The sequence below is a fragment of the Shimia sp. CNT1-13L.2 genome (assembly GCF_024331145.1).
Classification (GTDB): domain Bacteria; phylum Pseudomonadota; class Alphaproteobacteria; order Rhodobacterales; family Rhodobacteraceae; genus Shimia.
Genome location: NZ_JANDJO010000005.1, coordinates 234,210 through 247,371, shown reverse-complemented (window position 1 = coordinate 247,371; position 13,162 = coordinate 234,210). Strand labels below are relative to the sequence as shown.

General features: G+C 62.1%; 13 protein-coding genes and 1 other RNA gene. 6 read left to right on the top strand and 8 right to left on the bottom strand.

Annotation, left to right across the window (positions count from 1 at the left end; translation table 11 throughout):
• Positions 1-60 precede the first annotated feature (60 nt).
• Positions 61-354, top strand: a complete 294-nt coding sequence (locus NNA36_RS13065; protein ID WP_255107688.1) for a hypothetical protein — start codon at positions 61-63, stop codon at positions 352-354.
• On the opposite strand, the gene NNA36_RS13060 is transcribed toward NNA36_RS13065, so the two are convergent.
• Entirely contained in the window at positions 323-970 is a 648-nt protein-coding gene (locus NNA36_RS13060; RefSeq protein ID WP_255107686.1) for a ribonuclease T2, read from the bottom strand. The two genes, NNA36_RS13065 and NNA36_RS13060, sit on opposite strands and share 32 nt — an antisense overlap.
• A gap of 133 nt (positions 971-1,103) precedes the next feature.
• Between NNA36_RS13060 and NNA36_RS13055 the strand changes: the two genes are divergently transcribed.
• Positions 1,104-1,862 carry a DUF1013 domain-containing protein gene (locus NNA36_RS13055; protein ID WP_255107684.1) on the top strand — a complete coding sequence of 253 codons (759 nt, stop codon included), beginning with the start codon at positions 1,104-1,106 and terminating at the stop codon, positions 1,860-1,862.
• Positions 1,863-1,928: 66 nt separating this feature from the next.
• Here the strand turns inward: NNA36_RS13055 and NNA36_RS13050 are convergent, their stop codons facing one another.
• From NNA36_RS13050 to NNA36_RS13035, 4 genes are all read right to left on the bottom strand, one after another.
• Positions 1,929-3,389 carry a calcium-binding protein gene (locus NNA36_RS13050; RefSeq protein WP_255107681.1) on the bottom strand — a complete coding sequence of 487 codons (1,461 nt, stop codon included), beginning with the start codon at positions 3,387-3,389 and terminating at the stop codon, positions 1,929-1,931.
• Positions 3,390-3,499: 110 nt separating this feature from the next.
• Positions 3,500-4,090, bottom strand: a complete 591-nt coding sequence (recR, locus tag NNA36_RS13045) for a recombination mediator RecR (protein WP_255107679.1) — start codon at positions 4,088-4,090, stop codon at positions 3,500-3,502.
• 47 nt (positions 4,091-4,137) lie between these two features.
• The gene (locus NNA36_RS13040) at positions 4,138-4,482 is read right to left on the bottom strand and encodes a YbaB/EbfC family nucleoid-associated protein (protein ID WP_255107677.1); all 345 of its coding nucleotides are present in this window, start codon (positions 4,480-4,482) and stop codon (positions 4,138-4,140) included.
• Positions 4,483-4,574: 92 nt separating this feature from the next.
• Positions 4,575-6,341 carry a DNA polymerase III subunit gamma/tau gene (locus NNA36_RS13035; protein ID WP_255107867.1) on the bottom strand — a complete coding sequence of 589 codons (1,767 nt, stop codon included), beginning with the start codon at positions 6,339-6,341 and terminating at the stop codon, positions 4,575-4,577.
• Between the two features lie 171 nt (positions 6,342-6,512).
• On the opposite strand from NNA36_RS13035, the gene NNA36_RS13030 reads away from it, so the two are divergent.
• Positions 6,513-7,436, top strand: a complete 924-nt coding sequence (locus NNA36_RS13030) for a calcium-binding protein (RefSeq protein WP_255107675.1) — start codon at positions 6,513-6,515, stop codon at positions 7,434-7,436.
• 129 nt (positions 7,437-7,565) lie between these two features.
• On the top strand, positions 7,566-8,048 hold the full coding sequence (locus NNA36_RS13025) for a protein-tyrosine phosphatase family protein (RefSeq protein ID WP_255107673.1): 483 nt from the start codon (positions 7,566-7,568) through the stop codon (positions 8,046-8,048).
• A gap of 177 nt (positions 8,049-8,225) precedes the next feature.
• On the opposite strand, the gene rsgA is transcribed toward NNA36_RS13025, so the two are convergent.
• The 3 genes from rsgA to NNA36_RS13010 form a co-directional block, all read right to left on the bottom strand.
• Positions 8,226-9,260, bottom strand: coding sequence for a ribosome small subunit-dependent GTPase A (gene rsgA / locus NNA36_RS13020; RefSeq protein WP_255107671.1), 1,035 nt, complete (start codon positions 9,258-9,260; stop codon positions 8,226-8,228).
• Between the two features lie 248 nt (positions 9,261-9,508).
• Positions 9,509-9,607, bottom strand: an RNA gene (ffs, locus tag NNA36_RS13015) — signal recognition particle sRNA small type.
• Positions 9,608-9,662: 55 nt separating this feature from the next.
• Positions 9,663-11,474, bottom strand: a complete 1,812-nt coding sequence (locus NNA36_RS13010) for a bifunctional 2',3'-cyclic-nucleotide 2'-phosphodiesterase/3'-nucleotidase (protein WP_255107668.1) — start codon at positions 11,472-11,474, stop codon at positions 9,663-9,665.
• A 214-nt stretch (positions 11,475-11,688) separates the two neighbouring features.
• Between NNA36_RS13010 and nudC the strand changes: the two genes are divergently transcribed.
• Both nudC and NNA36_RS13000 read left to right on the top strand, forming a co-directional pair.
• Positions 11,689-12,657: an NAD(+) diphosphatase gene (gene nudC, locus NNA36_RS13005; RefSeq protein ID WP_255107666.1), complete on the top strand. Its 969-nt coding sequence runs from the start codon at positions 11,689-11,691 to the stop codon at positions 12,655-12,657.
• A 34-nt stretch (positions 12,658-12,691) separates the two neighbouring features.
• A complete protein-coding gene (locus NNA36_RS13000) occupies positions 12,692-13,159 on the top strand; it encodes an SRPBCC family protein (protein WP_255107663.1) in 468 nt (155 codons plus the stop codon).
• The last annotated feature ends 3 nt before the right edge of the window (positions 13,160-13,162 follow it).

Here is a 13,162-nt window from a genome sequence, read left to right as displayed (position 1 = left end):
TTTTTCTTTTGCGGGGCGAATCATGTTAGGGTCGGAGTCTGCTGCCAAAGGAGACACCGCATGGTTCTCATTCCCTTCCCGCGCCGGGCCAAGCGAAGCCCGGAGGAAATTCTTGCCGAAGTCCAGAAACGCCTGTTTTCAGGCCAGCTCTTGCAGGTCGAAGCCCTGACCCAGGATGAGATGGCGGCGGTGGGCACGCTTTTGATGCAGGGCAAGGCGCGGATTGGCAGCGCCGATCACCAGACGGTTGTTCTTGCCAAGATCACCGAGGGGCAACCGGCGCGTGCGCGGATGCCCCGGCGCCCATTACGTCGCGGATTGTTCAGCGGACCGGATCGAAGCGAGCGTCCTTGAGGCTGCAATCGCGGATCACGTCGCGACCGCAGGGCACCGGCTCCAACTCTTTGGACAGGCACACACGCGCCTCCTGAATGAACCCGTCCCGGCAGGTGATGGTGAGCATGTCGGCATCGAGATCGGGGTTGGCCTTGAGGAAGGCTTGTTCGACAACAGAGGCGGGCAGTTTCACAGACTTATCCAGTTTGCGAAACACGGGTGGCTTGGAGACGTTGTCATAGGCCCTGCGTGACAGGGCATAGTAATCCTCGGCCGGAAGGCCGGAACAGCGCCCGTGTTTCTTCCACTGGTACCAGGCGAGGCCTGAGGTGCCCATGATGTCGGCCATTTCCTCGGTCAGCCAGCGCGGGGGATTGCGTTCGATGGTGGTGCAATGCGCGGGCCAGCCCCGGTGGTATTGCGGCCAGAGGCCGTGCAGCACCCAGCCAAAATCCTCGCGCGGGTCGCATTGTGGCGATCCCTTGGCATCGCCTTCGATGGCGCACCAGTTGGGCGACCAGCTTAAGGCAAGCACGTAATAGTCGAATTCGCCAGCGATGTTGTCCTGCGCCTTTGCAGGGGCGGCCAATGATGTCAGCAAGGCCATGCCGAGGGCCAGAAGGGGGGTACGCATTCACTCTTTCCTTATTCTTCGAAAGTTACTATATAGGCCGCAAGTTCCCCGACAACGGAAACCCGCACCCTTCAAACCGGTGCCGCCTGCGAAGTCAGGCAACGGGGAAGATATGTGTTAAGGAGACATGCAAATGAGCAAGCTGCTGCACCCCAAGGCAACCGCCGTCTGGCTGGTGGACAACACCACGATCAGCTTCAAGCAGATCGCGGATTTCGTAGGCATGCACGAACTGGAAATCCAGGGCATCGCCGATGGCGACGTGGCTGTAGGCGTGAAAGGGTTCGACCCGATTGCCAACAACCAGCTGACCCAGGACGATATCGATAAGGCGCAGGACAACCCGCTTCACAAGCTGAAGGTCAAGTTCAACGCCGCTGCTTCGGGTGAAGAGAAACGCCGTGGCCCGCGCTATACGCCGCTGTCCAAGCGTCAGGACCGTCCGAATTCGATCTTGTGGCTGGTCAAGTTCCACCCGGAACTGTCGGACGGCCAGATTGCCAAGCTGGTGGGCACCACCAAGCCGACGATCCAGTCGATCCGCGAGCGCACCCACTGGAACATCGCCAACATGCAGCCGATCGACCCGGTTGCGCTTGGCCTGTGTAAACAGTCTGAGCTGGACCAGGCGGTTCAGAAGGCGGCGGCCAAGGCGGCTGCTGATGGCGCGGTGATGAGCGATGACGAGCGCCGCAAGCTGGTGTCGACCGAACAGTCGCTGGAGATGGAAGCCGAGCCGAAGATCCCGACCGCCATCGAAGGTCTGGAAACTTTCTCGTTGTCGGGTGACAGCGATGACGACGAAGACACCCGCAAGGACGATGATTTCGCCGACGCGGACAGCTTCTTCAACCTGCCGGGCGGTGATCTGGACGAAGACGAACAGCCCTGATCGACCGCTGATCGAAATTAGAGAAAGCCCGCCGGTTTTGGCGGGCTTTTTTGTTTCGCGCCGGGGTCAGACGATCCCGAAAATGTCGTCGAGAATGCCGCTGGTATCGGTCTCATTCTGGATCAGGATGGTACCGCCCCGTTTGTGGGTCAGAAGCGTATCGTTGCCAACGACCTGTGCGGTCAGGTTTGACTGCGTTGCGAAGAAGAAGTTCAGGTCATCGATGCCAAGCTGGTAGTCGGTGATCACCTTGGCGTCGGTGTTTGCGATTTGCGCGATCAGGAATTCATCTGCGCCCTGACCACCAGACATCGTGTCGTTGCCAAGGCCGCTTTCGATTATGTCCCGGCCCTTGCCGCCGAAGAGTTTGTCGTTACCGCGTCCGCCCTGAAGGCTGTCAAACCCGTCACCCCCGACAAGGAGGTCGTTGCCCAGTCCGCCAGCCAGAGTGTCGGTGCCGCGCCCACCTTGCAGGGTGTCTGCAAAGGTGCCACCGGCCAGCGAGTCATTGCCGGCCTCTCCGAAGAGGCGATCCTTGCCGCCGCCGCCATCAAGAACATCGTTGTGGGCCCCGCCGCGGATCAGATCCTTGCCGTCTTGTCCCTGGAAGTTGTCATTGCCGGACGCGCCGATGAGTGTGTCGTTCCCCTTGCCGCCCTGAACCGTGTCGTTGCCGCCGGCTGCGTCATTGTCTTGGAACAGGTCGCGGCCATCGCCGAGGAAGGCCGTGTCCGCGCCTGATCCTCCTAGCACGGTATCGTTGCCGGTGTCTGCGTATATGAGATCGTCGTCGGCGTTTCCTTGCAGGAGGTCGTTTCCGCTTCCGCCAAAGAGCGTATCGTTCTGATTGCCGCCGAGGATTGTGTCGTTGCCCGCTTCGCCTTGCAGGTAGTCCCGCCCGTCCTCACCCGAGATGTAATCGTTCCCTGCGCCCAGTCGGTAGTTGTCGGTGCCGGAGGTGCCGACGAGGGAATCGTCTTCGGTTTGGGACACGAAGCCGTCGATGTTGGTCAGGGGGATCGTGACACCTTCACCAAAGCCTGTAGGCATGGTGGAAGAGAGGGTGGAACTGGCCAAAAAGTTGGCCCACTGGTTGTAGGTTGCGTAGTTCGGCAGGGCGTCTCCGTCGACGAGGACAATGAAGCTGAGGCCATGGCCGGTTTTGCTGACGAGGTCGTTCCATTCGTAGGCGACGTTCAGGACCGTTGATGTCTTGCTGCCCCCTGCCCACGTGATGGTCATCAGATCGGTTGCGGCATAGGACGGGCCCGTGACCGAGGAGGCGCCGCCCAGACCGGCAAAATCGATGCCATAGTGTGTGCCGAAGCCGCTGAGGCTTGCCTCGATGCCGGAGTCGTAGTCGAAATCGATCGAGTAGCGAGTGGAATTGGTTGAGCCCTGTGTGATCCAGTTTATCGGGGTCTGCGCGATCTGGATGCCGGTCAGAACCTGATCATAGTATCCGTTTTGCAGAACGAGATTGTAGGTGGAGCGGGAAGCAAAGCCCTGGAACGTGTAAGTGGCCATGAGATACCGGAACCGAAAACAGATTTATCAAGAAGCTCAGGGCAAGCTTACAGGGGTGAGGTAACAATTCAAAGTCGTGGTGTGGGATATCCGCGAATTGAATGCGTTTCTCAGAGAGTTTTGCGCGCATTCAGGGCGGCCGAGATGGTGCCCTCGTCAAGGTAGTCGAGCTCGCCGCCGATCGGCACGCCCTGCGCCAGCGAGGTCAGGCGCACGCGGCCTTCGAGTTGGTCGGCGATGTAGTGGGCGGTGGTCTGGCCATCGACGGTTGCGTTGAGTGCGAGGATGACTTCGGAGATGTCTTCCGAGGTCACACGGTCGATCAGCTTGGGGATAGACAGTTCTTCGGGGCCGACGCCGTCGAGGGCGGAGAGGGTGCCGCCAAGGACATGATAGCGGCCCCGGAAGACACCGGCGCGTTCCATGGCCCAGAGGTCGGAGACATCTTCGACCACGCAGAGTTCGCCGGTGGCGCGCTTGTCCGAGGCGCAGATATCGCAGATGTCGGAGGTGCCGACATTGCCACAGTTCAGGCATTCGCGGGCCGTGGCGGCGACGGTCTGCATGGCGTCGGACAAGGGCGTGAGCAACAGCGCGCGTTTGCGGATCAGGTGCAGCACCGCGCGGCGGGCCGAACGGGGGCCAAGCCCCGGAAGCTTGGCCATCAATTCGATCAGGTTGTCGATGTCGTTGCTGCTCATGAAGGTCCGTATAGAATTTGCCCCGGAGCGTGTCCGGGGCGAGGGGATCAGAACGGCATTTTGAAGTCTGCCGGCAGGCCGAGGCCTTCGGTCAGTTTGGCCATTTCCGATTGCGATTTCTCGGCGGCTTTGGATTGTGCGTCCTTGATGGCGGCGAGGATCAGGTCTTCTACCACTTCCTTGTCGTCGCCGTTGAAGATCGACGGATCGATGTCGAGGCCCTTGAGTTCGCCCTTGGCGGTGGCGGTGGCCTTGACGAGGCCCGCGCCGGACTCACCGGTGACGGTCATGGTTTCGAGGTCTTCCTGAAGTTGGGTGACCTTGGCCTGCATTTCCTGTGCTTGTTTCATCATCTTGGCCATGTCGCCAAGCTGGCCCAGTCCTTTGAGCATGGTGGTATCTCCTGAATTCGGGGCGGCAGAGGCCGCGTGTGTTGGGGTTGGGGTCTATATCGTGTGATCTGCCCTTAAGGGCAAGGGGCGCGTCAGTCCTCTTCGAAGGGGTCCCATTCGTCCTCGACCTCGGGAAGGGCTTCGGCCATGGCTTCGTTGGCGATTTCGCGCTGGGTTTTGATTTCGGTGATCTTGGCCTTGGGAAAGACGTTGAAGACGGCCTGCACCATCGGGTGTTTCTCGGCCTCGGCCTTGATCGCGTTTTCGGCGGCGTTGCGTTTCTCGACCACGGTTTCGCCACCGCCCTGGTTGGCGATGATCACCGCCCAGCGGTTGCCCGTCCAGCTTTGCAGGCGAGAGCCAAGGCGTTGGGCGAGGTCCGAAGGGGCGTTGTCGGTGGGGACGAATTCGATGCGGCCGGGGCGATAGGAGACAAGGCGCACGTCGGCCTCGACATCCATCAGAAGCTTGCCATCGCGGTTCTTGCGGATCAGTTCGATGACGTGATCGAAGGTGGCGAAACGGGCCAGCGCGTGTTCGGCATCGTGGGCCAGCGCGGTGACCGTGCCACCCGGACCGCCCGCCATCTGCGAGGTGCTGTAGGCCTGTGCCGTGCCGCCGCCATTGGGGGCCGGGGCACCGCCACCGGGGCCACCGTTGGGTGGCATTGGCGGGACGGGCGTGTTTTGCAGCTTGCGAACAAGCTCTTCCGGGCTGGGCAGGTCGGCAACGTGGGTGAGGCGGATGATCGCCATTTCGGCGGCCATCATGGCGTTCGGGGCGGCGGCCACTTCTTCCAGTGCTTTCAACAACATCTGCCACATGCGGGTCATCACGCGCATGGGCAGCTGTTCCGCCATCGAGATGCCGCGGGCGCGTTCGTCGGGCGATACGGTCGGGTCTTCGGCGGCGTCTGGGGTGATTTTGACGACACTGACCCAGTGGGTGATTTCGGCAAGATCGCGCAGCACGGCCATCGGGTCGGCCCCGTCGGCATATTGCGCGGACAATTCGTTGAGGGCGGCCCCGGCGTCGCCACGCATGATCATGTCGTAGAGGTCAAGCACGCGGCCACGGTCAGCCAGGCCCAGCATGGCGCGGACCTGATCGGCGGTGGTTTCGCCTGCGCCGTGCGAGATGGCCTGATCCAGAAGCGAGGTGGCATCCCGGGCAGAGCCTTCGGCGGCGCGGGTGATCAGGGCCAGCGCATCATCGGTGATCTCGGCGCCTTCGGAGGTCGCGATCTTGCGCAGAAGGCCGATCATGTCCTCGGGTTCGATGCGACGCAGATCGAAGCGCTGACAGCGCGACAGGACGGTTACGGGAACCTTGCGGATCTCGGTGGTGGCGAAGATGAATTTCACATGCGCCGGCGGTTCTTCGAGCGTTTTCAGCAGCGCGTTGAAGGCGCTGGTCGACAGCATGTGAACTTCGTCGATGATGTAGATCTTGTAGCGCGCCGAGGCGGCCCGGTAGTGGACGGAATCGATGATCTCGCGGATGTCGTTCACGCCGGTGCGCGAGGCGGCGTCCATTTCCATCACGTCGACATGGCGGCCTTCCATGATGGCGGTGCAATGCTCGCACTGGCCACAGGGTTCGGTCGTGGGGCCGCCGGTGCCGTCGGGGCCGATACAGTTCATGCCTTTGGCGATGATCCGGGCCGTCGTGGTTTTACCGGTTCCGCGAATGCCGGTCATGACAAAGGCCTGGGCGATACGGTCGGCCTCGAACGCGTTTTTCAGGGTGCGCACCATGGCGTCCTGACCAACGAGATCGGCAAAGGTCTCGGGGCGGTATTTACGGGCGAGAACCTGATAGGCCTTCTGCTCGGTGTCGCTCATGGGGTGCTCTTTGATCCTGCGGCAGGTTGCGGCGTCGGCCTAGGGTAAAGCGGTGAGGAAGTGAGGTCCACCGTTGACTTTGTTGATCGGGTGGAAACGGTGATTTTCCGCGATCCTTAACTTAGCAGTAGCGCGCGCGTGTCTGGGAAATTAGACATACAGCATAAAGCTTTAGGAGTTGGTTTGATGATCGGTTTGATCCTTTTGATGGGGGCTTCCATTGGTTTGGCTGCTTTTCTTATTTCTGATGACGATGATGCGGGTTCGGACGCCGTCGGGAGCGATGGGGTCGATATTGTCTCGGACAAGGACTATGAAGACGAGATCAATGCCGACATTGATGACCTGGTCCAGAGCAACGAGTTGACGGCGGAGCAGGGTCAGGCGGTGCGTGATGCCGTCCAATATTCCGATGGTCCGCTGGATGTTGAAACCAAGGGTGGCAACGATGTTGTGCTTGGTACCGATCAGGATGACAGCGTGCACGCGGGCGAGGGGATCGACCTTGTTCTGGGTGGTGCGGGGGATGATGACATCCACCTTGGGGATGGTGACGACGTTTACGGGATTGATGGCCGCTTTCAGGAAAACGTGAACGATGACATCGTGCGCTTCCCCTACAACGAGGCGGAAGTTGGCGAAGAGAGCACGCATGAGGCGGGCAACGATACGGTCATGGGCGGGGATGGCGAGGACGCCATTGCCGATGGCTATGGCAATGACGAATTGCGCGGTGGTCATGGCGATGATTTCATCATCTCGGTGGATCAGGACGGCAACTCTCCCGACACGGTTGTTGGTGGTCCGGGGCGTGACGAGTTGGTCGTGGATGAAGGCGATGTGGTGGAGACCGGCGGTTGGTCTGACCTTGTGATCGTGGAGCTGCAAGAGCAGGTCGCGGAAGGCTATGCGCAGGTGCAGGTGACCGACTTTGACAAGGCCGCGGACCGGTTGGGCGTACGTGTCTGGGATGGTGCGGTTGATCCCGAGGTGACCGTGGCGGACAGTGCGGATGGCAAGGGCGCGATTGTCTCGGTCGATGGCATCGAGATCGTGAATGTCGTTGGTGGCCAAGGGCTTACCGTCTCGGATATCCATCTCTTCACCTGATTTCAGCCGATGTATTTGGGAAAGAATCCCGGTTCCTGAAAAGGGGCCGGGATCTTTTGTTTGCAATGTCTGTTGCGGGTTGCAGTATGGCCGCAAGCGGGCGGGCCGCCGGCAGAGGTGAGGGGTGTCATGGGATTTGTTATCGCGTCGTTGCAGGCGTCGAACGGAGAGATCGGGATTTGCCCGGCACCGGGACGGTTCGGGGATTATGCTTCTGATCTGGCGATGATTTTCGAATGGAACCCCAGGCTTGTCCTGACCATGACCGAGGCGCAGGAACTGGCGCGGATCGGGGCGGCGGGCCTGGCGGAGGATCTTGAGGCAGAGGGCATTGGCTGGGTGCATCTGCCGATCCGCGACTTTGGCGCGCCGAGCGGGGAGACCCTTGCGAAATGGCCGGAAACCGCGGTGCAGGCAAAGGCGGTTCTGCGCGATGGGGGGCGGGTGCTGGTGCATTGTTTCGGGGGATGCGGGCGTTCGGGCATGGCGATCCTGCGGCTGTTGGTCGAGATGGGGGAACAGCCGGAAGAGGCCTTGCAGAGGTTGCGGGCGGTGCGGCCCTGCGCGGTGGAAACGGACGCACAGTTCGATTGGGCGGCGAATCGGAGTTAACGCGCTGAAATCGTGGGAAATCGGGTTTCGGTATTACGTCGGTATTGCGACGGTATTGCGGAGGTGCCGAAGGCTGGATTTGGCGCGGTAACGGGCCGTACGGTGCGGCGACGCGAGGTTCAGGACATGCGGGTTGGCAAACGGGGCGCGAGTCGGATCGCGCCCCGATCTATTGGTTCAGCCCTTGTGGCGGTTCTTTTCCTTCATGACAGAGCGCACCATTTTGCCAAAGGCGCGATCACGGGCGCGGGCCTCGTGCAGGGTGGCGCTGTTGTGGGCGTCTTCGCGCAGGAGTTTGCGCCAGCGGTTGAGCCTGTCTTCGGCGAGGGTACCGTCGGTGATCGCGGCCTGAACCGCGCAGCCCGGTTCGGTCTCGTGCCGGCAGTCGGAAAAACGGCAGGTGCGGGCCAGGGTCTCGATGTCATCGAAGATGGTTTCAATGCCCTCGGAGGCGTCGGCAAGGCGCAGCGCGCGCATACCGGGCGTGTCGATCAGCCAGCCCCCGAACCGCGTGGCAAAGAGGCCGCGCGCCGTGGTGGTGTGCCGGCCCTTGGCATCGTCTTCGCGAATGCCCTGCGTGGCCGAGGTTATCGTGGTGATCGCGTTCGACAGGGTCGATTTGCCGACACCGGAGGAGCCGACAAGGGCCAGCGTCCGACCGGAGGAACACCACGGAGACAGGGCCTCGGCCTCAAGCGGGTCGGTGGCGTTGAGGCTGAGGGCGGTGACCAAGGGCGAGAGCCGTTCGGCGCGTCGGGCATACTCACGCGGGTCATCGCAGAGATCGGCCTTGGTGAGGATCACCAGAGGCAGGCAGCCCGCGCTGGCAGCGAGCGCGAGATAGCGTTCCAGCCGCGCCTCGTTGAAGTCGGCGTTGCAGGAGGTGACGATGCCCAGAGTGTCGACATTGGCGGCAATGAGCTGGCTGTCGGCACCGGTGCCTGCGGCGCGGCGCGCGAGGGAGGTTTGCCGGGTGAGCAGACGATCAACACGGGTGCCATCCGGTGTGGTGATCACCCAGTCGCCGGTGGCAAAGGCGCCGGTTGACATGGATGCGGGCGGCAGAATGGTGCGCGGGCCAGATGGGGTGAGCGCGAAGAGGCGGTCACGCGCCACCGAGGTGATGCGGGCCGCAAGCGGAAGGTGGTCCACGTCGATCTGCGCGTGGAAGTGGGCCGACCATCCAAGGTCGGTGTGAGAAAGTTGGGTCAATGTTCCAAGTCCCGATACGAATCGAAATCGGCGCAGGCAGGAGCCTTGCGCGGTTCAAAACGGCCGGGCGGTGACTGTCGGGGTTCAGACAGTGACGGCCCGGAAGGGTGCTACATTCTCCATGTATCCTCCGGCGTCTTAGGGTGTGCCATCTGGCGTTGCGTCGTAACCGTAGAGCGGAACGCGACCGTCGTAACCTGCTTTCAGCAGAACATGACCGTCGCAACCCGCTACGCGGAACGCGACGTTGGTGAGAGGCTGGACATCGACCCAAGCGGGGCTCGTTGTGGCTGCTACCTTCCGGTCCTGACCAGGTTGGCGAGGCGCTTGCCCGCGCCAACCTCTCAAGGGCGGATATAATGCGCTGTTTGCAGAGATGCAAGCGGTGCGAATGCGGCACGATCAGATCGGGGTGCGCAGGCGCAGGAAGCCCTGATCGGTGAGGCCGAGGTCTTGAAGGTTGCTGCTGTCTTCGAGCAGGCGGCGGGCGGCTGGGCCGGTTTCGAACAGGCCGAAGGCGCCGGGGATCGGGGTAAAGCGCCAGGGGAAGGCGATCTCGGGGTCGCCGTCGAGGGTGGCGATGTAGTCGGCGAGGATGTCGCGCACCTTGGTGTCGCGTTCAAAGACGATACGATCGGGAGAGACATGCGGGAAGTACCCGCCGCCGCCGGAACGATAATTGTTCATTGCCACAAGGAAATCGGCGGATGGGGAAATGGGGGCGCCGTCGTGGTGCAGCGCGCGGATGCGGCGGCTTTCGGCGTTCAGGAGCGTGCCATCGGTGGCATAGCGCGGCAGTTGGGTGAGGTCGATCTCGTAGGCAAGGCCGAAGATCGTATCGCTGTTGTAGGCGGGGAAGGCGGGATCAAGCAGGGGCTGGTCGCCGCCATGCGGGGTGATCTGGCGGTACATGCTGGCCGACATTTCCAGCCAGTCGGCGATCTCGGCACCGGTCAGGCGCATGACCGAGATTTCGTTGGGGAAATACTGGATGTCGGTGACATGGCTGAGGGCGATGGGGCCGGCGGGGACGTCGGTGAAATGGTCCGGGCCGCTGCGGCCGCCGTTCTTTTGCGGGGCGCTGGCCGACAGGAGGGGCAGGGCGGCCAGCGGCGTGTCTTTGAGTTGGCGGGCGACGTAGTGGCGCTGGGCCTCGGCGATGAGGCAGGCGGGGTTGCAGTCGGGTAGGACGCAGAAATAGCTGTGCACGGCGCGGGGCAAGGTGCCGACGGGGCGGCGGATGCCCGTGAGGGTGCGTTGGTGGGCCGGTTCGAGGAGGGCGCGCAGGTCTTGATCTTCGCCGTGGGTTTGCGGCGTGGCGGGAAGGAGGGCGGCGGAGGAGTTGGTGACCTGCCATTTGGTGGTGGTGCGGGTCAGGGTGAGGTCGATGCGGCCAAGCTGGCTTGCTTCGGCACCGGGCAGGACCGCGGGGGTGGCCTTGGAGGTGCTGTGGGGCAGATGGGTGTGACCGAAGACGATGGCGTCGATGTCGGGCAGAGCGAGGATTGGGTGGGCGGCGTTTTCCATGCCGTCCTCGTGGGTTTCGGAGCCAAAGCCGGTGTGGGCAAGGGCGATGACGACGTCGGCTCCTTCGGCGCGTAGGGCGGTTGTGGCGGCGCGGGCGGCGGTGACCATGTCGGTGGCGGTCAGGCGGCTGCCGATCCGGGTGTGATCCCATGCAAGAACCTGTGGCGGCAGGACGCCGAACAGGCCGATGTTGAGGTCGTGAGGGGTGCCGTCGGTGTCCTGGAACGTGCGGCGCAGGATCAGGCGGTCGCGCCAGAGACCGTTCAGGGCGGTGCCTGTCGCGGTGGGGTGCAGGTTGGCGTTGAGGCGCGGGAAGGTTGCCTGTTGCAAGGCGCCGGCTAGGTCGGGCAGGTCGAGGTTGAATTCGTGATTGCCAAGGCCGGCGGCGTCATAGCCGAGGTGGTTCATTGCGGCGATCACCGGATGGGGCATGTCGGTGGGCAGGCCGTTTTCGCAGAACAGGTCGGACAGGGCGGTGCCCTGAAGGAAATCGCCGTTGTCCAGCAGCAGGACATTGGGATGGTCGCGCCGGATTTCGGCGATCAGTGTGGCGAGACGCGTGAGGGCGGGTTTTTCGGTGGGCTGGTCGGAGAAGTAGTCGTAGGACAACAGATGCGCGTGGACGTCGCTTGTCGCGAGGAGCGTGAGCGGGATGGTGGCTAATCGGGCTGGGGTATCCTGGGGCACGGTATCGCTTGGGTTTTGGGAAAAGAAACAAACTACACCAGCACCTTACGTGTTCCGAGATATCTTGTCTCAGGTTGATCTCAACCGGGGTGATGCTTTTCTTTCGATCTGAATCACAAAGGCCACAGGTTGCCGGATGAGGGTGTTGTGATCGGATGTGTCATTGCGCCCGTGGGTGGGGCGTGGCAAGCCTTGGGGGAACAGGAGGGGCGACATGAAACATGCGGAGACAGTGACGTTTGGCGGTTCGGGGCTGGACCGGGCGGCCGAGGTGCGCGGGGATGCTGCGGCGCTGGCCGAAGCGATGGCCGCGCCCTCGACACGCACCATCCTGTTCTGGCGCGGCAAGCCGCTGGTGCGGGGGGAGGATCGCGGAGAGCTGGTGCGCCTGCCGATGGATCATCCGGCGCTGAAGGAGTTGGCGATCAAGCCGATTTACCTTGGCCGCGAGGACAGCGGACATTGCTTTGCGCACGATATTTCAGGCTGGGTTCCGCAGGATCTTGATGCCGAGGCGCTGGGCCAGTTCGTGGACCGCAGCGAACAGCAGCATCCGGATTTGCCCGAGGGCGAGGTGTTCTGTGAGTTGCGGGCAATCATGTCGCGCATGGGGTTGCGGGATGCGGAACTTGCGGCGACGGCAAAGGCGGTTCTGGGCTGGCACCGGTCGCACCGGTTCTGTGCAATTTGTGGCCATGAAAGCGAGATGGCGATGGCGGGCTGGCAGCGCGATTGCCCGTCGTGCGGCGGACACCACTTTCCGCGCACGGACCCGGTTGTGATCATGCTGATCACCCACGGCAACAGCGTGTTGATGGGGCGCTCGCCGGGGTGGCCCGAGGGCATGTATTCTTTGTTGGCGGGGTTTGTCGAACCGGGCGAGACGCTTGAGGCGGCGGTGCGCCGCGAGGTCTTTGAAGAGGCCGGTATCAAGGTCGGGCAGGTGGATTACCTTGCCAGCCAGCCCTGGGCCTTTCCGTCATCGCTGATGTTCGGGTGTCGGGGGAACGCGCTGGATCGGGAGATCAAAATCGATCCCAACGAAATCGAGGATGCGATCTGGGTGTCGCGGGAAGAGATGATGCAGGCCTTTTCCGGTGCCCATCCGGTGCTCAAACCCGCGCGAAAAGGTGCCATCGCGCATTTTATCCTACGCAACTGGCTTGCGGACAGGCTGGATTAACGCGTAATTAAAGAGCAGGCATTGAGGGCGAGTTATGAAGTTTAAATCCAAGGAAGATCTGGACGTTCCGATCGCACAAGTTTTCGACATGATCGCGGATTTCGAGCGCCATGAACGTTCGGCGATGCGCCGTGGGGTCAAGATCAAACGATTGGATTCCCTTGAGGCGCCGGGCCTTGGCGCGAAGTGGGATATCGGATTTCAGATGCGCGGCCGCGAACGGCAGGCCGAGGTCGAGGTGACGGGATTCGACCGTCCCAACGAAATGACCTTCGAGGCACAGATTCAGGGGCTAGATTCCACCGTCGAGGTGGTGCTGGTACCGCTCTCCAAGACACGGACACGGCTGAATGTTGTTGGGACGCTGAAGCCCAAGACGTTGTCGGCACGCCTGATGGTTCAGTCTCTGAAACTGGCCAAGAAGAACATTTCCAAGCGGTTCGACAAGAAGCTGGCCGGCCTTGCGCGGGACATGGAAGACCGCGCGAGCAAGGCGGCTTGATCC